This window comes from Promicromonospora sp. NPDC057138 (genome assembly GCF_042670845.1).
Taxonomy (GTDB): Bacteria; Actinomycetota; Actinomycetes; order Actinomycetales; family Cellulomonadaceae; genus Promicromonospora.
Genome location: NZ_JBHUUX010000017.1, coordinates 56,507 through 83,435 on the forward strand (window position 1 = coordinate 56,507; position 26,929 = coordinate 83,435).

Sequence of the window (26,929 nt, forward strand, 5' to 3'; positions counted from 1 at the left end):
CAGGCAACGGACTTAACTGATTCACACGGGGCGCCGTCGAGCAGGGTGCGGCGGGTCAGTTCCGTGGTCCCGGATCCGCCGCACGCTTTAGAGTGGCGCACATGCTGCCCGTCACCTCCGTCCCCGCGCCCGGAGCGCGCGAGGACCGGCCGGCGGTGGCGGTTCTCGGGCCGGTCGCCGTCCTGTCCGACGCCGGTCCGGTCGCCCCGCGAGGCACCCGCGCCGCCGCCCTCGTGGCGCTGCTGGCGCTGGCCTCGCCCCGTGCGGTGACGGTATCGACGCTGATCGACGAGCTCTGGGCCGACGACCTGCCGGCCAACCCGCGTGCCGCCCTGCAGAGCCTCGTGTCCCGGCTCCGGTCGCTCGGCCCCGACGTGGTGCGGTCCACGCCCGCGGGATACGCGCTCGGCGGCCCGAGCGACCTGGACCGGGCGCGGGCGGCTTCCGTCCGTGCCCGGGAGCTGCTGGAGAGCGGGCCCGGCAGCGGCCTGCACGACGGCAGCAGCCTGCACGACGGCCGGGCGCACGACGGTGGACCGCGGGACGCCGCGGCGCGTGCCGGTGCCGCCGTCGACGCGGCCGCCCTGCTCGACGCCGCCCTCGCGCTCTGGCGCGGCGAACCCGGCGACGGCCTGGACGGCGCCGCGCCCGGCATCACCGCGGAGCTGCAGGAGGCCGCCGGACGGCTGCGCGGCGAGCTGACCTCGCTGCGCCGTCGGGCCGCCGTCGCCGCCGAGGACCACGCGAGCGCGGCCGCGCTCGGCGCCGAGGCCCTGGCCGCGAACCCGCTCGACGAGGACGCGGCGCGCGACCTCATGACCGCCCTCGCGGCGTCGGGCCGGCCGGACGAGGCCGTGCGGGTCTTCGGCCGGTTGCGGCACGCGCTGGTCGCCGAGCTGGGTACCGACCCCGCGCCGGACCTGGTGGCCCTGCACGCGCGGATCGCCGCGAGCGCCGCCAACCCGGCCCCGGGAGCCACCCGGACCAGCCGGCCGGCCGACGGCGGACGGCAGGGCGGCGGCCGCTTCGTGCGCGGCCTGCGCGCCGCCGCAACGCCGCTGATCGGGCGCGACGGCGACGTGCGCGCCGTCGTCGGGGAGCTGGGGCGGCACCGGGTGGTGACGATCCTCGGTGCGGGCGGGCTGGGCAAGACCCGGCTGGCTCAGGAGGTGGCGCGCACGGTCGCCGAGGACGGGGCCGCACCGGCGTCGGGCCCGCTGGGCGGGCTGTCGATAGCGGTGGCCGAGCTGGCGGGCGTGCGTTCCGACGACGACGTGGCCCTGGCGATCGCGGACGGCCTGGGCGTGTCGTCGTCGGCGCGCCTGGCCGACCGTCTGCTGGCCGGTGACCTGCACGACCGCATAGTGGAGCGGGCGCGGAACGCCCGGATCCTGCTGGTGCTGGACAACTGCGAGCACGTGCCGGACGGCGCGGCCCGCTGGGCGGACGTCCTGCTCTCCGTCGCGCCGGGGATGCGGATCCTGGCCACGAGCCGCGCGCCCCTGCAGGTCGCCGCCGAGCAGGTGTACCCGCTGGCCCCGCTCGCCTCGTCGGACGCGTCGGGCGAGTCGGGGCCCGGAGCCCGGGGTCCCGCGGTCGAGCTGTTCCGCCAGCGGGCGCTCGCGGCCCGGCCGGGTGCCCAGCTTCCGGACGACGTGGTGGCCCGTCTCTGCGACCGGCTCGACGGTCTGCCGCTGGCCATCGAGCTGGCCGCGGCCCGCATGCGCACCCTGTCGGTGGAGGAGATCGAGCGGCATCTCGGTGCCCGGTTCGCGCTGCTGCGCGGCGGCGACCGGACGGTGCCCGACCGGCACCGCACGCTCGAGGCGGTCATCGAGTGGAGCTGGAACCTGCTGGAGCCCTCGCAGCGCGAGCTGTGGCGGCGCGTGTCGGTGCTGCCGGACGGGCTGTCGGCGCAGGCAGCGGCCGCGCTGGGCCGGCCCGGCGCGACGGCGGACGCCGACGCGGGTACGGACCGCGGCGTCGAGCCCGGTCCCGGACCGGCGCCCGTCCAGGTGGAGGCAGCCCCGCTCGACGTCCTCGACGACATCGACGGGCTGGTGACCCAGTCGCTCCTGGTGGTCGAGGAGAGCGCCGCCCCCTCGACCGAGAACCCGGCCGGGGGGTCGGCCCCGCCGTCCGCGCCCGTGCGCTACCGGATGCTGGAGACGGTGCGCGAGTTCGGCCTGCTGCGGCTCACGGAGACGGGGGAGGACGACGTCGTCCGCGACGCGCTGTTCGCCTGGGCCAAGGGCGTCGCCCGGGGTTGCGCCGCCCGCATGCTGGGGCCCGGCCAGGTCGCGGCGGTCGCGGAGCTGCGGCGCGAGCACGAGAACCTGCTGTTCGCCCTCCGGTGGGCGGCGCGGGCCGGGCGGCCGGACGTCGTCGTGCACGGCTACGTGGCACTCGGCGGGGCGTGGACCCTGCGCGGGGCGGAGGAGCGAGCCGCCGACCTGGCCCCCGCCGTGCTCGACGCCGTCGCCGGCCGCACGGTGCCGCCGGACGAGGCCGACATCACCGCGCTCGCGCTCACCTACGCCGCGGCCACCACCGCGTTCTCCGGGACAGGGGCGAACCTGCGCGCGCAGGCCCGGCTGCGGCGGCTGCTGCGCGACCACGGGGACACGCTGAGCTACCGGACGCGCGCGGTCGCGGGCATGCTGCTGGTCCCCGCGACGGAGACCATGGCACGGGCGGGCGAGTCGGCCGACCCGCTCGTCGCGTTCCTCGCGCACCTCGGTGCCTCGCAGGAGGCTGAGAACCGGGGCCTCCTCGCCGAAGCCCTGGTCAGCGGGGAACGGGCCTACCACCAGGCGCTCGAGATCGGCGACGTCGCGTGCCCCGCCGGGGCCGCCATGTTCCTCGCCGGCGTGGCGAGCGAGTCGGGCGACACCCGGACCGCCGCCCGCTGGGCCGCGATCGCCCGCCCGGGCCTGACGGCGCTCGCGGCCGTGGGCGCACTGCGGCAGCTCGACTGGGTGGACCTGGCCGCGGCCCTCGACGCGGGCGACCTGGCGGAGGCCGACCGGATCTGCGAGCGGCTCGACCGCACTGGGACGAATGCCGACGAGTCCGACCCCGGTGGGGTCGAGGCGCGCGCGGTCGCCGGGGCGGGCCGGGCCGAGATCGCGTACGCGCGCGGGGACGCGGCGGCGGCGCTCGCCCGGTACGAGGAGGCGGTCAGCAGCTTCGCCGGCGTGCCGAGCGCGCTCGCCGGCATCCGCGGGGACAACACCGGTGGGTCACCGGGAGCGGTGGCCGGACCGGGGCCGGACCCGACCGCGCCCTGGGCGGTGATCCTCGGGTCGGCGTGGGCCTTGCGGCTCGTCGGAGCCGGGCAGGACGCGCGGGCGCGCGAGGTGGCCGACGTCGTGCGCCGTCGTGCCGTGAGCCTGTACCGGGACTGGATGCGGGACGTCGCCGACCATCCGGTGCTCGGCGCGATGTGCGTCGGCGTGGGTGCCGTGCTCGCCCTGGGTGCGCCCGGGGCCGACGTCGGCGGACCCACGCCGGAGGACGGCCTGGAGCTGCTGTCCCTGGCCGAGGCGCTCGGCTCGCGGGAGGACTTGCAGGCGCTGCGCCGCGCGCCGGTCCTGGCCGCCGCTGAGGCCCGGTTCGGGACCGTCGCGGTCGCGGACGCGCGGGCCGCTGCCGCGGCGATCGACCGGGGCATGCTGGCGGAGCACGTCCTGACGACGCTGGAGCGCCTCGAGCTGTAACCCGGGCACGCGCCGTCGAACGAGCCTCGTTGGTCGAGCCTCGTTGGTCGAGCTTGTCGAGACCTGGGTCTCGACAAGCTCGACCACCGAGTGCCCGTCAGGCCTTGCGGAGGTAGCTGCGGACCGCGATCGGGGCGAAGACCACCACGACGACCGCCGCGCTCAGGAGCGTCCAGCCGACGTCGCCGGTGACCACGCCCTCGTTCGCGAGCGAGCGCACCGCGGACACCAGGTGGGACACCGGGTTGATGTTGACGAACGCCTGCATCCAGCCCGGCAGGGTGTCGACCTCGACGAAGGCGTTCGACAGGAACGTCAGCGGGAACAGGACCATGAACGAGACGCCCTGCACGAACGTGGCCGAGCGCGCGATCACGCCGATGTAGGCGAAGATCCAGCTCAGCGCCCACGCGCAGACGATCACGAGCAGCCCGGCGAGCGCCACGCCGCCGAAGCCGCCGCCGGGCCGCCAGCCCATGACCACGCCGGTCAGGAACGTGATGGTGGTCGCGACGACGTACCGGACGGTGTCGGCGAGCAGGGCGCCGGCCAGCGGTGCGATGCGGGCGATCGGCAGGGAGCGGAACCGGTCGAACACGCCCTTGTCCATGTCCTCGCGGAGCTGGACGCCGGTCACCACGGAGGCCGTGATGACGGTCTGCGCGAGGATACCGGGGATGATCAGCGGCAGGTAGGCGCCGACGCTCCCGGAGACGGCGCCGCCGAACAGGTACGTGAACATCAGCGTGAAGATGATCGGCTGGAAGGTCACGTCGATGAGCTGTTCCGGCGTGTGCCGGACCTTGAGCAGGCCGCGGTAGGCCATGGTGAACGACTGCGAGACCGTGGCGGCGAGCCCGACCCGGGTCGGCTGGATGGTGGTCGTGTGGGGTGCCTGGGTGAAAGTGGCGGTGGTCATGCGGTCACCTTCTCGGTGTCGTTCGAGCTGCCGGGGCTGGACTGCCCGGCGGGGGCGCCGTCGTCGGACGCCGCGTGGCCCGTGAGGGTCAGGAAGACCTCGTCCAGGCTCGGCTTGTCCAGGCTGACGGAGGAGATGGACACGCCCGCGTCGCGGAAGCGGACGAGCAGGTCGGCGACGGCCTCCGCGTGGGGCACCGGCACGGTGATCCGCCGCCCTTCGGGGGCGACCGCACCCGCGGTGCCGAACACCTGCTGCACCAGGCTCAGCGCGGTGCCGAGGTCGCCCTGCTCCGCGATGCCGACCTGCAGCGACTGGGCGCCGACGGTTGCCTTGAGCTCGTCGGCGGTCCCCTCGGCGACGACGCGGCCGTGGTCGATGACGGCGATCCGGTCGGCGAGCTGGTCGGCCTCGTCGAGGTACTGGGTCGTGAGCAGCACCGTGGAGCCGTCGGCGACCAGGCGGCGGATGGTGTCCCACATCTGGTTGCGGGTGCGCGGGTCCAGGCCGGTGGTGGGCTCGTCGAGGAAGATGAGCGGCGGCCGGGCGATGAGGCTCGCCGCCAGGTCGAGCCGGCGGCGCATGCCGCCGGAGTAGTTGCGCAGCGGGCGCTTGGCGGCCTCCGTCAGGGAGAACTCCTCCAGGAGCTCCGCGGACTTGGCCCGCGCTGCGCGCGTGGACAGGCCGAGCAGCCGCCCGAAGACGACCAGGTTCTCGGTGGCGCTCAGCGTCTCGTCGACCGACGCGTACTGGCCCGTCACGCCGATGAGGGAGCGGACGGCGGCGCCCTCGCGGACGATGTCGTGGCCGAAGACGCGCGCCTCGCCGCCGTCGGGCCGCAGCAGGGTGGCGAGCATGCGGATCGCTGTGGTCTTGCCCGCGCCGTTCGGCCCGAGCACCCCGTAGACGGTCCCGGTACGGACGGTGAGGTCGACGCCGTCCACGGCGCGGTTGTCGCCGAAGATCTTGACGAGGCCCTGTGCCTCGATCGCGTTCGTGTTCATGGCCCCAGCGTGCGCGGGGCCGCTCGCACGGGACTGTCAGGGCGCTGTCACGACTCCGTCAGGTGCTCGCGCCGCGGTCGGACGCCGAGGCGGTCGCGAAGACGTCCCGCCACGTGTTGAACACGTCGTCGATCGTGGCGCGGGCAAGGCTGACACCGAACGCCCGGTACGCACGCTCTCGGACCGAGGGATCTGCCAGCAGGAGTGCGAGCCAGCTACGTCCGGTCTGCACGCTCTCACCGATCGTGTCGTGACCCTCGAAGGGGGCGAACAGCTCGGAGACTTCTGTGACAGGCGTGGACGCCATCAGCCGCCAGAGGTCGCCGACGTCCTTGTCACGGAGCCGGTCACGGTCAGTGTCGATCAGGCGTTCGCCGATCTTGTCGACTTGGCGCAGATCAGCGCGGCGACGCCGGCCACGTTGACCAGGACACTAGTCGTCGGATCGGCAAAGTCGGGCACGGTCATGACGGACCGGTCGAACGCACTGAGCTCGAGCCCGGTCGCGCTGCCGACACACATCTTTCCGTGGTGGTCGCGGAGGGCGGGAACACCCCGGCGCTGCTTTCCGGCAGATCCCGAGAGCGCCTTGCCGGCGAGGAGGTCCGCCCTCTCGCGATACCTGCGCCGGCCCGTGCGATCGGTGTACGGGCTGCGGCCCCACTGGCCCGGCCGAGAAGCAACCCGGAGCTCGTAGCCCGCGCCGGTCAGCAGCGCATCCAGGCTCGGTGACGATGCGACAAGGCCGGGCGTGACCCCGAGGTCGCCATCACCGGTGCTGTCGATCGGAGCGATGACGTCTGCGGTCCGCAGGATGACGGCGTGGCCACCCACAAGCGTCAGCGATCCGGCGTGTTCCGCAAGGACGGAGACAGCGTTGATGACCGCGCGGCGGCTCCACTCGAACTCGCCGACCGGCTCGGCCGACGGCATGGGGAGGGCCATCGTCAGTCCCGCCCATAGAGCGCGTCCGCTTGCTCGGGCATGCGCCCGATGCCGCCGTAGCAGTCGAAGGCGACCTGGGGGAGGGCTGCGACGCAGACTCCGTCGAGATCCTGTCGGCCGACCTCGCAGATGTCGTCGAACGGCAGGAGCGTTACTCGTGCACCAGGAGTCTCAGCCGGAAGCGGGTCGAGCTCCCCGACATCGATGGCCATGTCGACGTCGTCGACGTAGAAGACCGGCCACGACTCAGTTGCGCTCGGCGAGTACCAGTTGGCCGCGGCGTCGCCGGTGAGGGCGTACTCGATCTCCTCGCGGCGGAAGAGGTCTGCGAGCGTCTTCCATGTGGCGGCGGGCCGGCAGTCCACACCGCCGGCCCGCCGGTACAGTCGCGCCACTGTCGCGGCGCGGAACAGGAGGTCCGGTTCACGACCCGGCGCGACCTTTCCGTCGTCATCGACCAGGCCGATCGCGCCCCAGCGGTCGAGCCAGCGCGAGATGCCGAACGGGCGCCGGACGTCAAGATCGGGGTCGATTGCCAGGCGTGCGGCTGCGATGGCTGCGGGGTCCGATGCCTGGATCGGTGCCAGCGGCTCACCCAGGACCGTGAGAAGAGTCTGAGCGACCTCGAACGACGGGCTGACCGCCCCGGACTCGATCCGGTTGATGGTGGTCGCCGCGACGCCGACCATGGCAGCAAGCTGCCGGGCGCTCAGGCTGTTGGCCCGGCGCAGTGTCGAGACGCGTTCGGCAAGGTCCATGGGACCCACCGTAGTCGACGTGATGCAAATATGCACCACCATAGGTGTGCTGGCGACGTGCGTAGCCGCCAGGCCTTCATGTCACCGCACCCGCGTCGTCAGCCACACCCGCGTCGTGCCCGCGATCAGCACCGCCGCGCCGATCATGTGCAGCCCCACCAGCAGCTCGGGCAGGTCGTTGAAGTACTGCACGTACCCGATCAGCCCCTGCGCCAGCGTGATGCCGAGCAGGGTCAGCGCGGCCCGGCGCACCGGGGCGGGACCGCTCCGCATGCTGATCAGGTAGGCCACGAGGACCGCGAGGAACGCCCACACCGCCGCGGCGTGCCACTTCGTCAGCAGTGCGGGGTCGACGGCGATCCGGTAGCCCACCTCGGCGTCACCGCTGTGCGGGCCGGCACCCGTGGTGAGCACGCCGAGCACGACCACGACGGCGGTCAGCGCGGCCAGGCCCCAGGCCAGGGCGCGTACCCGCGGTCCCACGACGAGGGTCGGGGCCTCGTCGCCCTCGGCGTGCCGGTGGAGCACGTACAGGGAAGCGGCCACCAGAGCGCCCGAGACGCCGAAGTGCAGCGAAACCCAGCCGGGGTGCAGGTGCAGCAGCACCACGACGCCGCCGATCAGGGCCTGCGCCAGCACGCCCACGATGGGCACCACGCCGAGCGCGCGATAGGACGCGGAGCGCTTCAGATCCGTGCACACGGCCACCGCGACCAGCACCGCGATGATGCCCAGCACACCGGTCAGCGTGCGGTTGCCGAACTCGATGTACGGGTGCAGCGTCGTGGCCTCGTGGAACTGCGGGGTGAACTGCCCCGGCTCGCACTGCGGCCACGTGGAGCAGCCCAGGCCCGACTCGGTCAGGCGCACGGCGCCGCCGGTCCCGATGATGCCGATCTGCCCGACCAGGTTCGCGATGAGCACGGCGCGGGTCCAGTGCCGGAAGCGGTCGATGCGTCCGGCGAGCGCGGCGAACCGGGACGTGGGGGCGGCGGGTGCGGTCACGGTCCCACGGTAGTGCCCGACGACGGCGTCGCGCCCCGCGCACGGGCCTCACCGGATGTGATTCTCGCCCGTGTGAGTCGGCGAAGTAGAGCGCCTGTCCCGCTTCCGCACGAGGCTCGCCTCGTTGGAAAGGGACAGGCGCTCTACTTCGCCGACGACCGTCAGAGGCCTGCCACGTTCAGCAGCAGGTTGGGCGAGCCCGTGCCCGGGTCCGTGACGACGTCCGGCAGGGCGGCACCCGTCAGGGCGTCACCGACCTCGGCCGGCGTGGCGGCGGGGTTGCCACCCAGCACGAGCGCTGCGGCGCCCGTGACGTGCGGGGTGGCCATCGAGGTGCCGCTGATGGTGTTCTCGTCGGTGTCGCTGGTGTACCAGGCCGACGTGATGTCGGTGCCCGGCGCGAAGATGTCCACGCAGGTGCCGATGTTCGAGTAGGAGGCGCGGGCGTCCGTGTCCTCCGTGGCGCCCACTGTGAGCGCCTCCGGGGTCGAGCTCGGCGAGCCGTCGCAGGCGTCGGCCCCGCTGTCGTTGCCGGCGGCGAGGGCGAAGGTGACGCCGTCCGCGACGGCCGCGGACACGGCGTCGTTCACGGCCTGCGAGAAGCCGCCGCCGAGCGACATGTTGGCCACGGCCGGCTCGCCGGCCTCGTGGTCGGCGGTCACCCAGTCGATGCCGGCGATCACGCCGTCGAAGCTGCCGGAGCCCTCGCAGTCGAGGACGCGGACCGCGACGAGCGAGACGTCCTTGGCGACGCCGTAGTCCGTGCCGCCGACGGTGCCCGCGACGTGCGTTCCGTGGCCGGCGCAGTCGGTGGCGTCGTCGTCGCCGTCCACGGTGTCGGTGCCGCTGACCGCGCGGCCGCCGAAGTCCTCGTGGGTCGTCAGGATGCCCGTGTCCACGATGTACGCCGTCACGCCGGTGCCCGCGTTCCCGTACGTGTACGTGTCGTCGAGCGGCAGGTCCGCCTGGTCGATGCGGTCCAGGCCCCACGAGGGGACCGGCGACTGCGTGTCGGTCGCCGTCATCACGCGGTTCTGCTCCACGTACGCGACCGACGGGTCGGCCTCGAGCTGCGCGGCCTCGCTCGCCGACATCGACGCCGAGAAGCCGCGGACCGCGTTGGTGTACGAGTGGCGCACCTCGCCGCCGTACTTCTTTGCGAGGCCGTTGGCTGTGCTCCGGACCTCGGCCTTGGCGACATCGCGGTCCTTGAGGACGACGATGTACGAGTCCTCGATCAGCGCGCCCGCGACGGGTGCTGGCGCCTCGTCCGGTGTCGCCGAGGGCGTCATGGCCGCTGCGGCCGGGGCCGCGGCGAGGGCGATAGCGATACCGGCGCCGACGATCAGCCGACGGCGGTTGCTGTGAGTGGAAGTCACGCTGCCTCCTGGGGAGTGTAGGTGAAATGCACCCTAAACCGGCAAATTTCACCCGCCAACCCCACGAATTGGTCATACCTTCCGCGTATGGGGTCGGGTATGTGTTTACCCGGATGAGGTCGGCGAAGCAGTCGGCGACCGGTCAGTGCCAGCGGAAGAGGCGGGCCGCACCGGCGCCGAGTGCGGCGGTCCAGCCCAGCAGGACCACCACCGAGAACGGCGGGACGGCGCCGTGCAGCAGGGCGCCGCGCATAGCCTCGCCCAGGGCGCCCGACGGCAGCAGGACCGCGGCGTGCGCCAGTGGCCCGGCGAGCTGCGCGGCGGGCAGCAGCACGCCGCCGCCCACGGTGAGCAGCACGAGCACGAGATTGGCCACGGCGAGCACGCCCTCGGCGCGCAGGGTCCCGGCCAGCAGCAGCGCCAGGGCGGTGAACGCGGCGGTCCCCAGCAGCCCCGCGCCGACGACGGCGGGCAGCGCACCGAGCTCCGGATGCCACCCGAGGGCCAGCGCGACGCCGGCGATGACCAGCACCTGCACCACCTCGACGGCCAGCACGCCGAGCACCTTGCCGGCCAGCAGCCCGGTGCGGCCCAGCGGGGTGGTGGCCATGAGGCGCAGGACGCCGTTGCGCCGGTCGAACGCTGTGGCGATCGCCTGGGACGTGAACGCCGTCGACATCACGGCCAGCGCGAGCACGCCCGGCGTCACGAAGTCGATTCGCGAGAACCCCTGCGTGTCGATCTCCAGGAACGACGTGCGCACCAGGCCCACGAGCACCAGCACGGGCAGCACTATCGTCACGAGCAGCTGCTCGCCGTTGCGCAGGATCGCGCGCGTCTCGAACGCGGCCTGGGCCGCGATCCGGCGGACGGCGGGTGCGGCGGCCGGGGCGGTCGCGGCGCGCGGTTCCTGGCCCTGCCGGACGGCGACCCGTGAGCCGGCCCCGCCGTCCGGCCGCTGTGCGACGCTCATCGCAGGTTCCTCCCCGTGAGGTCGAGGAACACGTCCTCGAGGGTGCGGGCACCGGTGGTGACCGACCGGGCGAGCACACCGCGCTCGGCGAGCCAGCTCGTGACGGCCGCGAGCGTCGCGGGCTCCACGGCCCCGGTGAGGACATAGACCCCGGGCTCGCTCTGGACGGCGGCCCACCCCCCACCTTCGCTCCGTTGAGTGCTGGGTATTTGTTGGGTTGGCACGTGCTGACTCGACAAATATCCAGCACTCAACGAAGCGAGGAGGTCTGTCAGGTCTAGGTTCGGGGTGGCCTCGATGCGGATGGTTCCCGGGTTACCGGCCCCGTCGGTCAGCTCGCGGACCGTTCCGGAGGCGATCACGCGGCCGTGGTCCACGACGTGCACGTGGTCGGCCAGGTCGGCGGCCTCGTCCATCAGGTGGGTGGTCAGCACGATGGCGACGCCGTCCGCACGCAGCTCGCGCACGAGGTCCCACACGGCGCGCCGGCTCTGCGGGTCCATGCCGGCGCTGGGCTCGTCCAGGAACACGACGTCGGGCCGCCCGACGACCGCCGCGGCCAGCGCGACCCTCTGCCGCTGCCCGCCGGACAGGCGGCGCACGGTGGTGCGGGCGAAGCCGTGCAGGCCCAGCCGCTCGGCGAGCTCGTCCACGGGGCGCGGCGTCGCATACATGGCGGCGACGTGGCGCAGCAGCTCCAGCGCCCGGACCCCGGTGGGCAGGCCGCCGTCCTGCAGCATGACGCCGACGCGGGGGCGCAGGGCGCGCGCGTCGGCGACGGGGTCGAGGCCCAGCACGCGGACGCTGCCGCCGTCGGGGGAGCGCAGGCCCTCGCAGCACTCGATGGTGGTCGTCTTGCCCGCGCCGTTGGGGCCCAGGACGGCGGTGACGGCGCCCGGGCGGGCGACCAGGTCGAGGCCGTCCACGACCGCGCGGCCGTCGTAGCGTTTGACGAGGCCGCGAACCTCCACGGCGACAGCGTGGCCGGAGCCGGCGGCCGCGTCGGCAGGGCTGGTCGTGGTGGCACCCGCTGCGGCCGCCTGGACGGGGTCGAGCGCGGGCGCGTCGGACAGGGGCACCGCTCAATGGTAGGCGGCGGCACGAGGGGCGTCGTCGTACTAGGTGACCTGGGTGTGGACCGCACGTGTGAGATGTGTCGCGATCGGCCCGAACTGAGGGTCGCCTTCCTTGCGCATCTCGAATTAGGGAACAAGGATGTGATCAAAAGCATTGGCGTCTGCGAAGGCGTGCACACCGGGGTGAAGTTTGCCCCCGGACCGACGTGAGGGAGGTGACCAGCATGAGCGCACCGACACAGGTGTCAGCCGGGCACGTGGCGAGCCACGAGACCGACGGCACCACCCGCCGTCGGGTGCTCGAGCTCGTCGCGTCCCGCGGCCCGGTCACCGCCGGCGCCCTCGCCGCGATCCTGGAGCTGACGGCCCCGGCCGTGCGCAGGCACCTGACCCTCCTGGAGGAGGACGGCAAGATCACCGTCCACGAGGCCTCGCGGTTGGGCACCCCCCGCCGCGGGCGTCCCGCCCGGCGGTACGTTGTCACGAGCGGCGGCCAGTCCGAGCTGGCGGGCGGCTACCAGGAGATCGCCCGGCAGGTCCTCCGGTTCCTGCGGGAGACGGGCGGGAGCGAGGCGGTGGCCGGCTTCGCCAAGGAGCGGTACGACGCCGTCTCCCGCAGCTACGCGCCGCACCTCACCGCACAGACCGCCGAGGGCCGGGCCGCGCAGCTCGCCCAGCTCCTGTCGGCCGACGGGTACGCCGCCTCAGTACGTCCGGTCCCGGCGCCGCTGACCGGCCCCACGGCCGGAACGGTCGCCCGTGCGGTCCAGCTCTGCCAGGGGCACTGCCCGGTCCAGCATGTGGCCGAGGAGTTCCCCGAGCTGTGCGAGCAGGAGGCCCGTGCGTTCAGCGAGCTGCTGGGCTCGCACGTCCAGCGCCTCGCGACCATCGCGGGCGGCGCGTACGCCTGCACCACGAACATCCCCGTGAACATTCCCTTGCACACCCCCGCGACGAACATCCCCGCGACGACCCCCACCGAAGGAAAGTGATGAGCGCAGAGACGCAAGCGCCAGAGCAGCGCTCCGACGATGAGATCATCGCCAGCATCGGCTCGTACGAGTACGGCTGGCACGACAGCGACGCCGCGGGCATGTCCGCGCAGCGAGGCCTGAGCGAGGAAGTGGTCCGCAACATCTCGGCCCTGAAGAAGGAGCCCGAGTGGATGCTGAACCAGCGCCTCAAGGCCCTGCGTCTCTTCGGCAAGAAGCCGATGCCGAGTTTCGGTGCGGACCTGTCGGGCATCGACTTCGACAAGATCAAGTACTTCGTGCGCTCCACGGAGAAGCAGGCCACGTCCTGGGAGGAGCTGCCCGAGGACATCAAGGCCACGTACGACCGGCTCGGCATCCCCGAGGCTGAGAAGCAGCGCCTCGTCGCGGGCGTCGCCGCCCAGTACGAGTCCGAGGTCGTCTACCACCAGATCCGCGAGGACCTGGAGCAGCAGGGCGTCATCTTCGTCGACACCGACACCGGCCTGCGCGACTACCCGGAGCTGTTCCAGGAGTACTTCGGCACGGTCATCCCGTCGGGCGACAACAAGTTCGCCGCGCTGAACTCGGCCGTGTGGTCGGGCGGCTCGTTCGTCTACGTGCCGCCGGGCGTGCACGTGGAGATCCCGCTGCAGGCCTACTTCCGGATCAACACCGAGAACATGGGTCAGTTCGAGCGCACGCTGATCATCGCCGACGAGGGCTCGTACGTGCACTACGTCGAGGGCTGCACGGCGCCGATCTACACGTCGGACTCCCTGCACTCGGCGGTCGTCGAGATCATCGTGAAGAAGAACGCCCGCGTGCGCTACACGACGATCCAGAACTGGTCGAACAACGTGTACAACCTGGTCACCAAGCGCGCCACGGCCGCTGAGGGTGCTCAGATGGAGTGGGTCGACGGCAACATCGGCTCGAAGGTCACCATGAAGTACCCGGCGATCTACCTGCTGGGCGAGCACGCCCGCGGCGAGACGCTGTCCATCGCCTTCGCGGGCGAGGGCCAGCACCAGGACGCCGGCGCCAAGATGGTGCACGCCGCGCCGAACACGGTGTCGTCGATCGTCAGCAAGTCCGTGGCGCGCGGCGGCGGCCGCACGTCGTACCGCGGTCTGGTCCAGGTGCTCGAGGGCGCCACCCACTCCGCGTCCAACGTCCTCTGCGACGCGCTGCTGGTGGACCAGATCTCCCGCAGCGACACCTACCCGTACGTGGACGTCCGCGAGGACGACGTGTCCATGGGGCACGAGGCCACGGTCTCGCGGGTGAGCGAGGACCAGCTGTTCTACCTCATGTCCCGGGGTCTGGAAGAGACCGAGGCCATGGCCATGATCGTGCGCGGGTTCGTCGAGCCCATCGCGCGCGAGCTGCCCATGGAGTACGCACTCGAGCTCAACCGCCTCATCGAGCTGCAGATGGAAGGGTCCGTCGGCTGACATGACTCTCACGACCGATCACTCGCGCGCTGTTGCCGACGGCGCCCACACGCACGGCGCCGTCAAGCCCCAGGGCTCGCGAGCAGAGCGCCTTACGTCGTTCTCCCTCGAGGACATCCCCGTCCCGAACGGCCGCGAGGAGGAGTGGCGCTTCTCCCCGGCCGACCGCCTCCAGCCGCTGTTCCAGGCGGACCTCGGCAACTCGGGGGTCACGGTCCAGGTGACCGCGGCCCCCGAGGTCAAGGTGGAGACCGTCGCTCGCGACGACGCCCGCCTCGGCACCGCCGGCAAGCCCGGCGACCGCACCGCCGTCACCGCGTGGAACGCCTTCGAGCAGGCCACGATCGTGACGATCCCCAAGGAGGCGGTGACCTCCGAGGTCACCTCCGTGCGCCTTGAGGGGGTCTCGACAGGCTCGACCCCCGAGGCGACGGCGGCCCACGTGCTGGTCCGCGCCGAGCAGCACAGCGAGTCCGTGGTGGTCATCGACCACGCGGGCGTCGGCCTGCTGAGCGAGACCATCGAGATCGTCGTCGAGGACGGCGCGCACCTCACCGTCGTCAGCGTCCAGGACTGGGCCGACGGCGCCGTGCACGCCTCCTCGCACCGGGCCCGCCTGGGCCGCGACGCCAAGCTCAAGCACGTGGTGGTCACGTTCGGCGGCGACGTCGTGCGCATCACGCCGGACGCCGAGTTCACCGCCACCGGCGGCGAGGTCGAGATGGTGGGCCTCTACTTCGCGGACACCGACCAGCACCAGGAGCACCGCCTCTTCGTGGACCACGCGGTGCCGGACTGCAAGTCCCGCGTGACCTACAAGGGCGCCCTCCAGGGGTCCGGCGCGCACACCGTGTGGGTGGGCGACGTCCTGATCCGGGCCAACGCCGAGAACACCGACACCTACGAGCTCAACCGCAACCTCGTCCTGTCGGACGGCGCGCGCGCGGACTCCGTGCCGAACCTCGAGATCGAGACCGGCGAGATCGCCGGCGCCGGCCACGCCAGCGCCACCGGCCGGTTCGACGACGAGCAGCTCTTCTACCTCCAGGCCCGGGGCATCCCCGAGGTCGAGGCCCGTCGTCTCGTCGTGCGCGGCTTCTTCGCCGAGCTCATCCACGAGATCGGCGTCCCGTCGGTCGAGGAGCGTCTGCTCGCCTCCATCGAGGCCGAGCTGGAGAAGTCGATGAGCGTGATCACCGGGGCACCGGCCGCATGACCGCGCAGCTGGCCTGCATGACCGACGACCTGGGACCGGAGGAGGCGATGCTCGTGGAGCTCGACGGCGCCGACGGCGCCCCGGTCCCGGTCGCCGTCGCACGCGACGCGGACGGCAACTTCCACGCCCTCTCGGACATCTGCTCCCACGGCGCCGTCTCGCTGTCCGACGGCGAGGTGGAGGGCTGCCTCGTCGAGTGCTGGCTGCACGGTTCCCAGTTCGACCTGCGGACCGGTCAGCCGGTCCAGCTCCCGGCGGTGCGCCCCGTGCCCGTCTACCCGGTGACCGTCGACGGCGAGCGGGTGCTCGTCGACATCGACGTCACCGTGCCCGTCTCCTGATCCATTGACTTTCGCAAGCTAACCCTGGAGTAACCGATATGCCCACCCTCGAGATCCGCGACCTGCACGTCAGCGTCGAGACCAAGGAAGGCCCCAAGCCGATCCTGCGCGGCGTCGACCTGACGATCGCCAGCGGCGAGACCCACGCGATCATGGGCCCCAACGGCTCGGGCAAGTCCACCCTCGCGTCGGCGCTCGCCGGCCACCCCAAGTACACGGTCACCTCGGGCACCGCCACGCTCGACGGCGAGGACCTCCTGGCGATGAAGGTCGACGAGCGTGCCCGCGCCGGGCTCTTCCTCGCCATGCAGTACCCGGTCGAGGTCGCCGGCGTGTCGGTCGCGAACTTCCTGCGCACCGCCAAGACCGCCATGGACGGCACGGCCCCCGCCCTGCGCACCTGGGGCAAGGAGGTCAAGGGCGCGATGGAGAACCTCCGTATGGACCCGGCCTTCGCCGAGCGTTCGGTGAACGAGGGCTTCTCCGGTGGTGAGAAGAAGCGTCACGAGATCCTGCAGATGGAGCTCTTCAAGCCCCGCTTCGCGATCCTCGACGAGACCGACTCGGGCCTCGACGTCGACGCGCTGCGCATCGTGTCAGAGGGCGTGAACCGGGCCAAGGAGAACACCGACATCGGGATCCTGCTCATCACGCACTACACGCGCATCCTGCGCTACATCAAGCCCGACTTCGTGCACGTCTTCGTCGACGGCACGATCGCCGAGGAGGGCGGCTCCGAGCTGGCCGACCGCCTCGAGGAAGAGGGCTACGACAAGTACGTCGGCGCGAACAAGACGGTCTCCGCCTGATTCACCGCTGACGCATCGCTCACTCTCCGCGAGCGCTCTGCTCATTCTCTACGAGGGACGAACCATGACCACCACCGCCACCGTGCGACCGGGCGACCCGGCGCCGCTGGTCGTGCCCGCCGAGGCCGGCACGCTGTCCACGACCGAGCTGGCCGCCGTCCGCGCGGACTTCCCGCTGCTCGAGCGCACGGTGCGGGGCGGTCAACCCCTCGTCTATCTGGACTCCGCGGCGACGTCGCAGAAACCCCAGGTCGTGCTCGACACCGAGGTGGACTTCTACGAGCAGCGCAACGCCGCGGTCCACCGCGGCGCGCACCAGCTCGCCGAGGAGGCCACCGAGGCGTTCGAGCAGGCGCGCGCGGCGGTCGCCGCGTTCGTCGGGGCGGACGAGGGCGAGATCGTCTGGCAGCCCGGCGCGACGGCGGCGATCAACGTCGTCGCCTACGCCTTCTCCAACGCGTCCCTGGGGCGCGGCGGCGCGGCTGCCGAGCGGTTCCGGCTCGTGCCGGGCGACGAGATCGTGGTCACCGAGGCGGAGCACCACGCCAACCTCGTCCCGTGGCAGGAGCTGTGCGCCCGCACGGGCGCCGTCCTGCGCTGGATCCCGGTGGCGGACGACGGTCGGCTCGACCTGACGGACCTCGACGCGATAGTCACGGAGCGCACCAAGGTGCTGGCCTTCGGGCACGTGTCGAACGTGACCGGGGCCGTGGCGCCCGTCGCGACGCTCGTCGCGGCGGCCCGGCGGGTCGGCGCCCTGACGCTGCTCGACGCCTGCCAGTCGGTGCCGAACATGCCGGTGAACTTCCACGAGCTCGGCGTCGACTTCGCCGCGTTCAGCGGGCACAAGATGCTCGGCCCCACCGGCGTCGGCGCGCTGTACGGGCGGCGCGAGCTGCTCGAGGCCATGCCGCCCACCCTCACCGGCGGGTCCATGGTCGAGGTCGTGACCATGGAGTCCACCACGTACGCGCCGCCCCCGCAGCGCTTCGAGGCCGGCACCCAGATGGTCGCCCAGGCCGTGGGCATGGGCTGCGCCGCGCAGTACCTCGGAGAGCTCGGCATGGCCGGCGTGGCCCGGCACGAGACGGAGCTCGCCGCCGAGATGCTCAAGATCGCCGAGATCCCGGGGGTGCGGGTGATCGGTCCGCTCGATACTTCCAACAGGCTCGCGGTGGTCTCGTTCGTGGTCGACGGCGTGCACGCGCACGACGTCGGGCAGGTGCTCGATGACAAGGGCATCGCCGTCCGGGTGGGGCACCACTGCGCGCAGCCGCTGCACCGCCGGTTCGGCGTCGCGGCCACGGCGCGCGCGTCGGCGTCCGTCTACACGACTGTCGAAGAGGTTGTGGCGTTCCGGGAAGCACTGGCGGGGGTCCGGGCGTTCTTCGGAGCAGAGTGAGAACTTCGGCAAGACTGTTGGGAAGACCGAGAGAGGCAGCGTCGTGAGCACGCTCGAGCAGATGTACCAGCAGGTCATCCTGGACCATGCGAAGCACCCGGTGGGCCGCGGGCTCGTCGACCTCCCGTCGGCGGACCTGGGGCACATGGCGGGGGAGTCGCACCAGGTGAACCCGACGTGCGGTGACGAGGTGACCCTGCGGGTCGACGTCACGCCGGAGGGTGCGGTGGCGGGCGTGTCGTGGGAAGGCCAGGGATGCTCGATCTCCCAGGCGTCGGTGTCGGTCATGACCTCGCTGGTCGAGGGCGTCCCCCTCGCCGAGGTGGCGCGGCTCGACGGGCTGTTCCACGACCTCATGTCGTCCCGCGGCAAGGGCCTGGGCGACGACGACGCCGAGGACGCCCTCGGCGACGCGACGGCCTTCACCGGCGTGTCGCAGTACCCCGCCCGAATCAAGTGCGCGCTGCTCGGCTGGGCGGCGCTCAAGGACTCGCTGGCGCGCAGCGGCGCGCTGGCAACGAGCTGAGGAGAGACCGATGACTGAGGCGAGCACCGACGTCGGGCAGGAAGCCCCGGCCGCTCCCGAGGGAGCCGGCCCTTCGCCGACCACCGTGGTGGACGTCGAAGAGGCGATGCGCGACGTGATCGACCCTGAGCTGGGCATCAACGTCGTCGACCTGGGCCTGATCTACGGCATCCAGGTGGACCAGAACAACCACGCGACGATCGACATGACGCTGACGTCGGCGGCCTGCCCGCTGACCGACGTGATCGAGGACCAGAGCGCGCAGGCGCTCGAGGGCCTCGTGGACGGGTTCCGCGTGAACTGGGTCTGGATGCCGCCGTGGGGTCCGGAGAAGATCACGGACGACGGCAAGGAGCAGCTGCGGATGCTCGGGTTCAACGTCTGAGGATCGAGGAGGTCGGGCGGCAGGTCCCTGAGCTGGGGAATTGCCGCCCGACCTGCTGATTCTCTTTCGGGCCCGCGGGACGGGAGTGGACAGGAGCGGCCCCATGGCCGCAGGGTCCACGGGCGTCAGGAGCCGAACGACTCCAGCAAGGTAGACCGCTCAGCTTCGGTGAGGTTGGTCGCGATCAGCGTGCCGCGGAAGCCGTGGAACCGCTCGCCCACGCGGTCGAGGTCCCCCTCCTGGGTCACGGCGAACAGCGCGGACGTGCCGACGGTGACCTGCTCCCGGATCGTCTCGAGCTGCTTCCGGTCGATGCCGACGGCCTCGGTGTGCCGGGCCAGAGCGCCGATCGCCGCCCCGGCAGCAGCGCCGATGATCGGCACGAAGAACAGGGTGCCGAGCAGCAGCCCCCAGAACGCGCCCAGTCCGGTGCCGCGCCACTCGCTGTCGTGCGCCTGCTTGGTCGTCGGGGTCGCCTGTCCGGCGGGCCAGGACACCACGGCGTGGTCGACCACGGTGATCAGCCCTTCCGACGCCGCCTGCTTGAGGTTCACAGCGGCCGCTTCGGCACCCTCGGGATCGTCGAACTTCCAAACGGTGAACGCGGTCATCGGGATCATCATCCTCTCGGGCAGTCGAGCCCCCGTAGCTCGATCGTCGCACCCGGGTCCCCACCGTGCTTGCTGAAACGCGACGACGCGGCCCGGACAGGCGGCTCAGCGCTTCGCGGCCGCCATCCACTCCCAGATGCTCGTCTCGTCGTGGCGCGGGTCGTTGCGGGCGACGTAGATCCACGAAAAGTGCCCGGGGTAGTTGTTCCCGTCCCAGGTGACGGTGTCGTACAGGCTCATGATCGAGCCGTCGATCCGCTCATGGGCATAGACGGTGTTGGCCTCGGCGTCCAGGGTGGTGTCGTCGGCCGAGGCCACGAGCCACGTCGGCGTCGTCATCGCGGCGAGCTCGTCGTCCGAGACGAAGTAGCTGTCAGAGCCGTCGCGGGCGCCGATGCCGCAGCAGATCGGCACGGAGCTCGCGAACATCTGGGAGTACTCGGCGACCATCTTCAGTGACATGTATCCGCCGTTGGAGCAGCCGACGACGTGGATCCGGCCCGCATCGATCCGGTGCGCAGCGGCGACCTCCTCGATCGCCTCGAGGATGAGCGGCGCGAACCCGTCGCCGTCGAGCATCCAGGCGGACGTTGCCTGCGGCGCGAGGACGTAGGCGCCGCCGAAGAAGTCCTGCGCCTCCGGCGTGGCGAAGCCGAGCGCACCCCGGTTGGCCCGCAGGTGCGTCTCGTTGTCGTAGTAGTCGTACCCGTCGGTCAGCAGGCCGCCCTCGCCGCCGCCGTGCAGCCAGACGACGAGCGCCGCACCGTCACGACTGCCTCCGCGCGCGGGGGAGAACAGCCGGTAGTTCAGTCCCGACGGGGTCGCGTGGTAGGCGAACGCGTCGACCTCTGGATCGGACAGCCGGCCCTGGCGGAAGGAGTCGAGCACGACGTCGCCACCCGCATCCCTGCCGCGCAGCGGCTCGACCTGCGTGATCGTGTAGTCGAGGTCCAGGACGACGTTGCGACCGTACTCGCCCATGTACTGCAGGGTGTCACCGCCGTCGACCCCCCAGCCGTGCTCCAGCTCCAGGACGATCTCGCCGTGGCGTGTCCACCGCGCGGCGGTGACCGGACGATCCTGCTCGTAGGCGATCGCGCCGCTGAGCGGGTTGGTGGCGGTGACGTGCACGGCGAACGTCGACCCGGTGAGCGACGAACGCTCCACGCGGCTCAGGGCGTGGGAGGACAGCACGAGCGAGGTCACCTGCTCACCGCCGTCGAGAACCTCGGCGATCGGCGTGACCAGTGCCTCGCCGTGCTCGCGGGGGGCGGCGGTCGCTGTTGGTGCGCCCAGCAGGGCCGAAGCGCCGATGGCGGCGCCGGAGACGAGCACGGAGCGACGGGAGATCGGGGTGCGCATGGCGGAACTCCTTCGTTCGGGGCCAAGGAGCCGGCGTGCGCGGTGAAGTGCAGCACCGACCACTTGGAGGTTACCGGGCCGTGCTTGACTTGCGCGATATCATTGAGTCGATATCGTTTGGAGGTGGCCATCATGGAGCAGATCCTCATCCGCAACCTCCCCGACGGGACCAAGGCGGTCCTGGCCGAGCGCGCCGCCCGGCACCACCGCTCGATGGAGGCCGAGGCCCGCGCCATCGTGGAGGAAGCCCTCGTCGCCGAACCGATGAGCATCGTCGACCACCTCGCTATGCCCGAGAGCGAGGACATCGACTTCGAGCCCGAGCGTCTGGGCCTGACCGCCCGCACCGCCGAGCTCTGATGTACGTCCTGGACACCAACGTCGTCTCCGCCCTGCGCCGGCCCGACCGCGAACCTGTGGTCGCAGACTGGGCGCGCGCCGTCCCGCTTGTCGACCAGTACGTCACGGCGCTGACCGTCGCGGAGATCGAGCGCGGCATCGTCCGCAAGGAGCAGACGGACCCGGCCCAGGGGGCGATCCTGCGGCGGTGGCTCGCGGAGCGCGTACTGCCCGGCTTCGCCGGCCGCGTCCTCCCGTTCGACCTGTCGGCCGCGCGGATCCTCGCCCGCTACCCCGTCCCGGAGCACGCCCCGTACGACGACGCCCAGATCGCCTCCGTCACCGAGGCCCACGGGATGACTGTGGTCACCCGTAACCTCCGCCACTTCACGCCCCTGGGCGTCCGGGTGTTCTGCCCGTGGGAGCAGCCAAGCAGGAAGTAGCCGGCCAGCGGGTGCGGCGCCTCAGCTCAGCTCGAGCAGGATCCCGTCCGCCGACTCCCGGCCGCCCGGTCCGTGCTCGCGGATGATGGCGACGATCTCGTCGAACAGCGTGGGGCCCTCGCCGCGGCGCGCTTCGTCGAGCCTCGTCTCGAAGGCCGCGCGGTTCGACGGATCAACGCCGGGCAGGAGGCGCTCCAGCCGTCGAGCCGTCTCCGGGTAGCCGAGTGCCGCCCGGGACGTCTCCGAGCCGACCCACCTCAGCACCCAGCCGTCCGAGGGGGTCCCGTACCCCCCGCGGAGCACGTCGTTGAGGGCATCGAGGTTCCCCCGCCAGGTGTACCCGCTCAGCAGCTGGGACAACTCGCGCGCGAAGCCGTCGAGGTCGCTGAACCGCGTTCCGTCGACGACGAGCACGGGGAGGTCACGAGTCATGGTCCGAGGCTATCCGTCCCGCTCAGGGCCGGGCCCGTGCGCTGCGTCCGACCTGTGACGGGGCCGGACGCAGCGCACGGGACCGGGTCACATCCGGTAGAAGTCGCCGTAGTGGTTGGGCGAGAAGTAGACGTCGCCGGTGGTGCGGTCCAGGACGAGGCGGTAGGACTGCCGTGCGGCGCCGCAGGCACGCGGCGTGACGTCGAACTCGAGGTAGGAGTGACCGGAGGGGAGCTCACCCTCGTAGTTGTTGTAGGTGCCGCCCGCGAAGTTGCACTGGCCGTTGGGCCAGCTGACCCAGCCGCGCGTGCTCGGGTAGCCCTTGGAGCTCCAGATCGAGTTGGAGGAGTACGCCTCCGTGCAGCCGCTGTGTGTGCAGGAGCTGTAGACGTTCGCCTCGGCCGCGGGCGCGGCGGTGATGCCGCCAGCGACGAAGCTGAGCATGGCGGACAGGACGACGAGCATTCTGACCAGGCCGGACACGGTGTTCTTCTTCTCGGACACGTTCTCGGACACGCTGATCTCCCTCTCGGTTGGGAATACCGGGGGAATCCTCGCCCGCGAAGTCGACGCAGACCCGACGACGCGCCCACGTGAGGGTGAATTTCTTCTGTCCGCTTTGTCCGGTCGGGAGGTAGGAGGCCTGCGCGCCGGGTGACCCCGGTCGTGGCGGGCACGTCCGCGTTCTGCCGCGAGGCCGGGTAGAGTCTTGCGTTATCGGTCGCCTTGCCCACCAGCGTCGGGGTTGGTCAACCACCGAGACGACCCGGCCCGCCATGGCTTTCCACCGAAGGCCCGCCGGACCTGGGGCCACCCTCGCGAGACCGGCTTTCACCCGTTTTCGCGGAGACACCGGGCGGCGTGTCACCATCTGCGTGAGCACGGTGCCTCGGGCGACTCAGGCGGGGACACCGCGCGGTGACCCGGCGGCCGGTGGGAGTGCCCTGGCACGGGATGCCTGCCGCCCGCGTCGGTGACCCGGCGTTCGGCCGGGCGTGAGGCACGCAGGCGTGGCACGGCGCGTAGCGACGCTGTCACGGTATGGATGTAGCGAAGGAGGAGATGTGGCACGACCAGGCCAACGCCGGTCCGGTCGCGCGCGGACCGGGTCCAGCACCCAGCGCCGCCGCGCTCAGCGGCCCGCCGAGCAGGGGATGATCCCCGTGCTGGCGGAGGCCGCCCGGGAAGTCGACGGCGCCGTGCGGCGGCCGCCGACGCGCCCGGCGGTGCGCACGAAGTTCCAGGTCGTCGCGCTGCTCATGCGGGAGGAGCGGGCCCGGGTCAGGGCCGACGGCGCCCTGACCGAGCCCCAGCGGGCCCAGCAGCTCAAGCGCCTCGACGGGGTGGCGACGCTGTTGGCGAGGATCGCTGCCCGGGACACCTCGCTGCTCGAGCTGCTCGCCGAGGACGCCCGGGTCTCCGACACGGCACGCGCCTTCAAGGCGACCATGATGCGCGCCGGCGGTCTGGAGCCGCCCGAGGAGCCCCCGCCGCCCGCCCCGGCCGCGCCGGCCCCCGGCGCCGAGAAGCGGGTGGTGCCCCGCTCGGTGATCTCGCGCCAGCAGGCGAACCCGTTCCTCGCCCCGGACTTCGCGGCCGCGGCCGAACGGCTGGCTCCGCGGGTCCGCTTGCTGGCCGGCTGGGAGCTGCTCGAGCCGCTCTTCCGGTCCTTCGAGCACGCCGCCCCTGGCGCGCCCGCCTGTATGCCGCTGCCCGAGCCCCGGTCGGTGTCCGCCGCCCACGGACTGACGCTGATGCCGCACCAGGCCGCGGTCGTCGAGGCCACGGCCCGCGGGCACCGCACCTTCCTGCTCGCCGACGAGCCCGGGCTCGGCAAGACCGCCCAGGCGCTGCTCGCCGCCCAGGCTGCCGACGCCTACCCGCTGCTGGTCGTGGCGCCCAACGTGGTCAAGACGAACTGGGCGCACGAGGTCGAGATGTGGACGCCGCGGCGCCGGTCGACCGTGGTCCACGGCGACGGCGATCGGGTCGACGGGTTCGCGGACGTCGTGATCGTGAACTACGAGATCCTGGACCGGCACGTCGGCTGGCTCGGCGACCTCGGCTTCCGCGGCATGGTGGTTGACGAGGCGCACTTCATCAAGAACAAGGGCTCCCAGCGCTCCCAGCACGTGCTCGCCATCGCCGAGCGGATCCGGGAACGAACCGGCCGGCCGCTCCTGATGGCGCTCACCGGCACCCCGCTGATCAACGACATCGAGGACTTCCGGGCGATCTGGCAGTTCCTCGGCTGGATCGACGACGCGAAGCCGCTCGGCCCGCTGCTGACCGCCCTCGAGGAGACCGGGCTGACCCCGGCCGACCCGGGGTTCTACACCGCCGCGCGATCCAGCGTGATCGACATGGGCATCGTGCGCCGCCGCAAGGCCGACGTGGTCGCCGACATCCCCGCCCGCCGGGTGGCGGACCTGCCGGTCGAGCTCGACGGCGCGGCGGGCCGCTCGATCCGTGCCGCCGAGGACGCGCTCGCCCGCCGTCTGGTCGGCCGCTACCGCTCCGCGGTGGAGGCGCGCGCCGAGAGCGGCGTCATGGACGAGGCGGTCGTTGAGGGGGTCGACGTCGACCTCGCGCGCCGGGTCGCGGCGGCCGAGCTGAAGGACTCGAGCTCGCGGGCCGACGGCGAGAACGTGTTCACGATGGTCCGCCGGATCGGCCAGGCCAAGGCCGGGCTGGCCGCCGACTACGCCGCGCAGCTCGCCCGCAACGTCGGCAAGGTCGTGTTCTTCGCCAAGCACGTCGACGTGATGGACCAGGCCGAGCGGACCTTCGCCGACCGCGGCATCGGCTACGCCTCGATCCGCGGTGACCAGACGCCCAAGGCGCGCGAGAAGAACCTCGCCGCCTTCGTCAACGACCCCGACGTGCCGATCGTAGTGTGCTCCCTGATGGCCGCCGGAGTCGGGCTGAACCTTCAGGTCGCCTCCAACCTGGTGCTGGCCGAGCTGTCCTGGACCTACGCCGAGCAGACCCAGGCCATCGACCGGATCCACCGGATCGGCCAGTCCGAGCCCGTCACCGCCTGGCGGATCATCGCCGCCCAGACCATCGACTCGACGATCGCCGAGCTGATCGACAGCAAGTCCGGGCTGGCCGCCAAGGCGCTCGACGGGGCAGGTGACGAGGACGTCGCATCCTCCACGGACGTCCAGCTCGAAGCCCTCGTCACGCTGCTCACCGACGCGCTCGCCGCCGAGGACGCCACCTGAGCCACCGGATGGTGAACCGGCAGGTCGGATCTCGCATCGGCGGCCGTACCCGGCTCCCGGCTCAGCCGAGCAGAAGCTCCGCCGCCTTCTCCCCGATCATGGCCGACGGCGCGTTCGTGTTGCCCGTGGTGATCGTGGGCATCACGGACGCGTCGGCGACCATAAGCCCCTCGATCCCGCGCACCCGCAGCGTGGGGTCGACGACGGCGCGCTCGTCCGAGCCCATGCGGCACGTGCCGACCTGGTGGTGGTAGGTGATCACGCGCTGGCGGATGTACTCGACGAGCGCCTCGTCGGTCAGGTCGCCCGACGGGTAGTGCGGCCGCGCCTTCCAGTCCGACGCGAGTGCCTCCTGGGCCCCGACGTCGAGGCACTGCCGCACGGAGGCGAGCATCGAGGAGACGTCGCGCTCGTCCTCCAGCACGTGCGGGTCGATGAGGATGCCGTCGGCCGGGTCGGCCCCGGCCAGGCGCACGGTGCCGCGCGACCGCGTGGTGACGATGCCCGCCATGAGCGAGAAGCCCCACGGGATCGGCTCCATGTCCGGCTCCAGCATGGGCACGGAGAAGTTGATCGGCTGCGTGTCCGGCACCGGGAGCGACGGGTCGGAGCGCCAGAACCAGTGCGTCTGCGTGACGCTGCGGTGCGGCGACGGCGGGTCCACCTCCCGGTCGGTCGCGAAGATGACCGGGACGAGGTAGTGGTCGTGCAGGTTCTCGCCGACCGGTAGGTCCGCGACGACGTCGATGCCGAGGGCCGTGAGGTGCTCGGCGGGGCCGATCCCGCTGCGCAGCAGCGTCTCCGCGCTGCCCTCGGCGCCCGCCGAGAGCACTACCTGGTCGGCGGTGAGCACGCGGCCGTCCGCGAGCTCGACCCCCGTCGCGCGGCCGCCCTCGATCCGCACCCGCCGCACGACGACACCCGTGAGCACGGTGAGGCGGCCATCCTCGACGGCGGGCTGCGCGTAGGCGTCCCACGTGGTGACGCGGTCGCCGTCGGCGACGGTGACCTGCTGGACCGAGACGCCGTCGAGCTCGTCCACGTTGTAGTCCGCGTTGCGGGGGAGGCCGGCCTGCACGGCCGCGTCGATGATGGCCTGCTGCACCGGGTGGAGCGGCTCGTTGGGCGCGACCGGCAGCGGCCCGTCGGTGCCCCGGCGCGCGTCCTTTGCCCCGCGCCACTGCTCGATCCGCCGGTACACCGGCTCGACGTCCGCCCAGGACCAGCCGGGGCAGCCGTCGGCCGCCCAGCCGTCGAAGTCCTCGGGGGCGCAGCGGACCCAGATCGCGGCATTGAGAGAGTGCGACCCGCCGAGCACGCGCCCGCGCGGCAGGTGGATGCGGCGCCCGGCGGCGTACGGCTGAGGCACCGTGTGATAGCCCCAGTCGCGCTCGCCGTGCCACAGCTCGCCCAGGCGGCCCACGTCCTGGATCATGTCGTCGCGGTTGGACCCGCCCGCCTCGAGGATCGCCACGCGGCGGCCGGCGTCCGCCAGACGGCGGGCGACGACGCTACCGGAGGTCCCTGCTCCCACGACGACGACGTCGTAATCAGCCATGGCTTCATTCTCCTTCCGGACGGCGACGAGGGCGCCGTCCACGGTGGTGCTGCGTGAGGTCATTGCTTGGTG

The 26,929-nt window shown here is 72.1% G+C and carries 26 protein-coding genes; 12 read left to right on the top strand and 14 right to left on the bottom strand.

The features are described 5' to 3' along the window. Nucleotides 1-101: 101 nt before the first annotated feature. Nucleotides 102-3,719: a BTAD domain-containing putative transcriptional regulator gene (locus tag ACFT2C_RS12405; RefSeq protein WP_377207364.1), complete on the top strand. Its 3,618-nt coding sequence runs from the start codon at nt 102-104 to the stop codon at nt 3,717-3,719. Nucleotides 3,720-3,816: 97 nt separating this feature from the next. Here ACFT2C_RS12405 and ACFT2C_RS12410 read toward each other — a convergent pair whose 3' ends face one another. From ACFT2C_RS12410 to ACFT2C_RS12450, 9 genes are all read right to left on the bottom strand, one after another. Next, nucleotides 3,817-4,638, bottom strand: coding sequence for an ABC transporter permease (locus ACFT2C_RS12410; RefSeq protein ID WP_377207365.1), 822 nt, complete (start codon nt 4,636-4,638; stop codon nt 3,817-3,819). Further along, nucleotides 4,635-5,642: an ATP-binding cassette domain-containing protein gene (locus tag ACFT2C_RS12415; protein WP_377207366.1), complete on the bottom strand. Its 1,008-nt coding sequence runs from the start codon at nt 5,640-5,642 to the stop codon at nt 4,635-4,637. The genes ACFT2C_RS12410 and ACFT2C_RS12415 overlap by 4 nt, the downstream gene beginning before the upstream one ends. 58 nt (nt 5,643-5,700) lie before the next feature. Further along, complete coding sequence (locus ACFT2C_RS12420) at nt 5,701-5,949, bottom strand: hypothetical protein (protein WP_377207367.1); 249 nt, start codon at nt 5,947-5,949, stop codon at nt 5,701-5,703. 56 nt (nt 5,950-6,005) lie between these two features. Further along, the gene (locus ACFT2C_RS12425; protein ID WP_377207368.1) at nt 6,006-6,587 is read right to left on the bottom strand and encodes a hypothetical protein; all 582 of its coding nucleotides are present in this window, start codon (nt 6,585-6,587) and stop codon (nt 6,006-6,008) included. A gap of 2 nt (nt 6,588-6,589) precedes the next feature. Beyond that, entirely contained in the window at nt 6,590-7,345 is a 756-nt protein-coding gene (locus ACFT2C_RS12430; RefSeq protein ID WP_377207369.1) for a helix-turn-helix domain-containing protein, read from the bottom strand. 81 nt (nt 7,346-7,426) lie between these two features. Continuing rightward, nucleotides 7,427-8,350 carry a heme A synthase gene (locus ACFT2C_RS12435; RefSeq protein WP_377207370.1) on the bottom strand — a complete coding sequence of 308 codons (924 nt, stop codon included), beginning with the start codon at nt 8,348-8,350 and terminating at the stop codon, nt 7,427-7,429. A 161-nt stretch (nt 8,351-8,511) separates the two neighbouring features. Further along, entirely contained in the window at nt 8,512-9,729 is a 1,218-nt protein-coding gene (locus tag ACFT2C_RS12440; RefSeq protein WP_377207371.1) for a S8 family serine peptidase, read from the bottom strand. A gap of 142 nt (nt 9,730-9,871) precedes the next feature. After that, a complete protein-coding gene (locus ACFT2C_RS12445) occupies nt 9,872-10,702 on the bottom strand; it encodes an ABC transporter permease (RefSeq protein WP_377207372.1) in 831 nt (276 codons plus the stop codon). Continuing rightward, nucleotides 10,699-11,673, bottom strand: a complete 975-nt coding sequence (locus tag ACFT2C_RS12450) for an ABC transporter ATP-binding protein (RefSeq protein WP_377207397.1) — start codon at nt 11,671-11,673, stop codon at nt 10,699-10,701. The genes ACFT2C_RS12445 and ACFT2C_RS12450 overlap by 4 nt, the downstream gene beginning before the upstream one ends. 329 nt (nt 11,674-12,002) lie before the next feature. On the opposite strand from ACFT2C_RS12450, the gene ACFT2C_RS12455 reads away from it, so the two are divergent. From ACFT2C_RS12455 to ACFT2C_RS12490, 8 genes are all read left to right on the top strand, one after another. Then, on the top strand, nt 12,003-12,770 hold the full coding sequence (locus ACFT2C_RS12455; RefSeq protein WP_377207373.1) for a helix-turn-helix transcriptional regulator: 768 nt from the start codon (nt 12,003-12,005) through the stop codon (nt 12,768-12,770). Next, on the top strand, nt 12,770-14,206 hold the full coding sequence (gene sufB / locus ACFT2C_RS12460) for a Fe-S cluster assembly protein SufB (RefSeq protein ID WP_377207374.1): 1,437 nt from the start codon (nt 12,770-12,772) through the stop codon (nt 14,204-14,206). Before ACFT2C_RS12455 ends, sufB begins: the two co-directional genes overlap by 1 nt. Before the next feature lies 1 nt (nt 14,207). Continuing rightward, the gene (gene sufD / locus ACFT2C_RS12465) at nt 14,208-15,422 is read left to right on the top strand and encodes a Fe-S cluster assembly protein SufD (RefSeq protein ID WP_377207375.1); all 1,215 of its coding nucleotides are present in this window, start codon (nt 14,208-14,210) and stop codon (nt 15,420-15,422) included. Next, nucleotides 15,419-15,763, top strand: a complete 345-nt coding sequence (locus ACFT2C_RS12470; protein ID WP_377207376.1) for a non-heme iron oxygenase ferredoxin subunit — start codon at nt 15,419-15,421, stop codon at nt 15,761-15,763. The genes sufD and ACFT2C_RS12470 overlap by 4 nt, the downstream gene beginning before the upstream one ends. Before the next feature lie 38 nt (nt 15,764-15,801). After that, a complete protein-coding gene (gene sufC / locus ACFT2C_RS12475) occupies nt 15,802-16,572 on the top strand; it encodes a Fe-S cluster assembly ATPase SufC (protein ID WP_377207377.1) in 771 nt (256 codons plus the stop codon). Between the two features lie 64 nt (nt 16,573-16,636). Next, nucleotides 16,637-17,974, top strand: a complete 1,338-nt coding sequence (locus ACFT2C_RS12480) for a cysteine desulfurase (protein WP_377207378.1) — start codon at nt 16,637-16,639, stop codon at nt 17,972-17,974. Nucleotides 17,975-18,017: 43 nt separating this feature from the next. Further along, complete coding sequence (sufU, locus tag ACFT2C_RS12485) at nt 18,018-18,500, top strand: Fe-S cluster assembly sulfur transfer protein SufU (protein ID WP_377207379.1); 483 nt, start codon at nt 18,018-18,020, stop codon at nt 18,498-18,500. 10 nt (nt 18,501-18,510) lie between these two features. Continuing rightward, nucleotides 18,511-18,885, top strand: coding sequence for a metal-sulfur cluster assembly factor (locus ACFT2C_RS12490; RefSeq protein WP_377207380.1), 375 nt, complete (start codon nt 18,511-18,513; stop codon nt 18,883-18,885). A gap of 125 nt (nt 18,886-19,010) precedes the next feature. On the opposite strand, the gene ACFT2C_RS12495 is transcribed toward ACFT2C_RS12490, so the two are convergent. Beyond that, nucleotides 19,011-19,496, bottom strand: a complete 486-nt coding sequence (locus ACFT2C_RS12495) for a DUF1269 domain-containing protein (RefSeq protein ID WP_377207381.1) — start codon at nt 19,494-19,496, stop codon at nt 19,011-19,013. Between the two features lie 105 nt (nt 19,497-19,601). Next, a complete protein-coding gene (locus ACFT2C_RS12500; protein ID WP_377207382.1) occupies nt 19,602-20,858 on the bottom strand; it encodes a prolyl oligopeptidase family serine peptidase in 1,257 nt (418 codons plus the stop codon). A 132-nt stretch (nt 20,859-20,990) separates the two neighbouring features. Here ACFT2C_RS12500 and ACFT2C_RS12505 point away from each other — a divergent pair, with 132 nt between their 5' ends. Continuing rightward, complete coding sequence (locus ACFT2C_RS12505; RefSeq protein ID WP_377207383.1) at nt 20,991-21,218, top strand: Arc family DNA-binding protein; 228 nt, start codon at nt 20,991-20,993, stop codon at nt 21,216-21,218. After that, nucleotides 21,218-21,640, top strand: a complete 423-nt coding sequence (locus ACFT2C_RS12510) for a type II toxin-antitoxin system VapC family toxin (protein ID WP_377207384.1) — start codon at nt 21,218-21,220, stop codon at nt 21,638-21,640. Before ACFT2C_RS12505 ends, ACFT2C_RS12510 begins: the two co-directional genes overlap by 1 nt. 21 nt (nt 21,641-21,661) lie before the next feature. Here the strand turns inward: ACFT2C_RS12510 and ACFT2C_RS12515 are convergent, their stop codons facing one another. Together ACFT2C_RS12515 and ACFT2C_RS12520 are read right to left on the bottom strand one after the other, a co-directional pair. Next, nucleotides 21,662-22,072 carry a barstar family protein gene (locus tag ACFT2C_RS12515; RefSeq protein WP_377207385.1) on the bottom strand — a complete coding sequence of 137 codons (411 nt, stop codon included), beginning with the start codon at nt 22,070-22,072 and terminating at the stop codon, nt 21,662-21,664. Nucleotides 22,073-22,159: 87 nt separating this feature from the next. Then, entirely contained in the window at nt 22,160-22,588 is a 429-nt protein-coding gene (locus ACFT2C_RS12520; RefSeq protein ID WP_377207386.1) for a ribonuclease domain-containing protein, read from the bottom strand. A gap of 548 nt (nt 22,589-23,136) precedes the next feature. Between ACFT2C_RS12520 and ACFT2C_RS12525 the strand changes: the two genes are divergently transcribed. After that, on the top strand, nt 23,137-25,299 hold the full coding sequence (locus ACFT2C_RS12525) for a DEAD/DEAH box helicase (protein WP_377207387.1): 2,163 nt from the start codon (nt 23,137-23,139) through the stop codon (nt 25,297-25,299). 61 nt (nt 25,300-25,360) lie between these two features. Here ACFT2C_RS12525 and ACFT2C_RS12530 read toward each other — a convergent pair whose 3' ends face one another. Beyond that, nucleotides 25,361-26,857, bottom strand: a complete 1,497-nt coding sequence (locus ACFT2C_RS12530) for a GMC family oxidoreductase (RefSeq protein ID WP_377207388.1) — start codon at nt 26,855-26,857, stop codon at nt 25,361-25,363. Nucleotides 26,858-26,929: the final 72 nt, after the last annotated feature.

Excerpts from the sequence above, each read along its gene's own strand:
- ACFT2C_RS12405 (WP_377207364.1), top strand. The coding sequence starts at position 102 with ATGCTGCCCGTCACCTCCGTCCCCGCGCCCGGAGCGCGCGAGGACCGG.
- ACFT2C_RS12410 (WP_377207365.1), bottom strand. The coding sequence starts at position 4,638 with ATGACCACCGCCACTTTCACCCAGGCACCCCACACGACCACCATCCAG.
- ACFT2C_RS12415 (WP_377207366.1), bottom strand. The coding sequence starts at position 5,642 with ATGAACACGAACGCGATCGAGGCACAGGGCCTCGTCAAGATCTTCGGC.
- ACFT2C_RS12420 (WP_377207367.1), bottom strand. The coding sequence starts at position 5,949 with ATGGCGTCCACGCCTGTCACAGAAGTCTCCGAGCTGTTCGCCCCCTTC.
- ACFT2C_RS12425 (WP_377207368.1), bottom strand. The coding sequence starts at position 6,587 with ATGGCCCTCCCCATGCCGTCGGCCGAGCCGGTCGGCGAGTTCGAGTGG.
- ACFT2C_RS12430 (WP_377207369.1), bottom strand. The coding sequence starts at position 7,345 with ATGGACCTTGCCGAACGCGTCTCGACACTGCGCCGGGCCAACAGCCTG.
- ACFT2C_RS12445 (WP_377207372.1), bottom strand. The coding sequence starts at position 10,702 with ATGAGCGTCGCACAGCGGCCGGACGGCGGGGCCGGCTCACGGGTCGCC.
- ACFT2C_RS12455 (WP_377207373.1), top strand. The coding sequence starts at position 12,003 with ATGAGCGCACCGACACAGGTGTCAGCCGGGCACGTGGCGAGCCACGAG.
- sufB (WP_377207374.1), top strand. The coding sequence starts at position 12,770 with ATGAGCGCAGAGACGCAAGCGCCAGAGCAGCGCTCCGACGATGAGATC.
- sufD (WP_377207375.1), top strand. The coding sequence starts at position 14,208 with ATGACTCTCACGACCGATCACTCGCGCGCTGTTGCCGACGGCGCCCAC.
- ACFT2C_RS12470 (WP_377207376.1), top strand. The coding sequence starts at position 15,419 with ATGACCGCGCAGCTGGCCTGCATGACCGACGACCTGGGACCGGAGGAG.
- sufC (WP_377207377.1), top strand. The coding sequence starts at position 15,802 with ATGCCCACCCTCGAGATCCGCGACCTGCACGTCAGCGTCGAGACCAAG.
- ACFT2C_RS12480 (WP_377207378.1), top strand. The coding sequence starts at position 16,637 with ATGACCACCACCGCCACCGTGCGACCGGGCGACCCGGCGCCGCTGGTC.
- ACFT2C_RS12490 (WP_377207380.1), top strand. The coding sequence starts at position 18,511 with ATGACTGAGGCGAGCACCGACGTCGGGCAGGAAGCCCCGGCCGCTCCC.
- ACFT2C_RS12495 (WP_377207381.1), bottom strand. The coding sequence starts at position 19,496 with ATGACCGCGTTCACCGTTTGGAAGTTCGACGATCCCGAGGGTGCCGAA.
- ACFT2C_RS12500 (WP_377207382.1), bottom strand. The coding sequence starts at position 20,858 with ATGCGCACCCCGATCTCCCGTCGCTCCGTGCTCGTCTCCGGCGCCGCC.
- ACFT2C_RS12505 (WP_377207383.1), top strand. The coding sequence starts at position 20,991 with ATGGAGCAGATCCTCATCCGCAACCTCCCCGACGGGACCAAGGCGGTC.
- ACFT2C_RS12510 (WP_377207384.1), top strand. The coding sequence starts at position 21,218 with ATGTACGTCCTGGACACCAACGTCGTCTCCGCCCTGCGCCGGCCCGAC.
- ACFT2C_RS12515 (WP_377207385.1), bottom strand. The coding sequence starts at position 22,072 with ATGACTCGTGACCTCCCCGTGCTCGTCGTCGACGGAACGCGGTTCAGC.
- ACFT2C_RS12530 (WP_377207388.1), bottom strand. The coding sequence starts at position 26,857 with ATGGCTGATTACGACGTCGTCGTCGTGGGAGCAGGGACCTCCGGTAGC.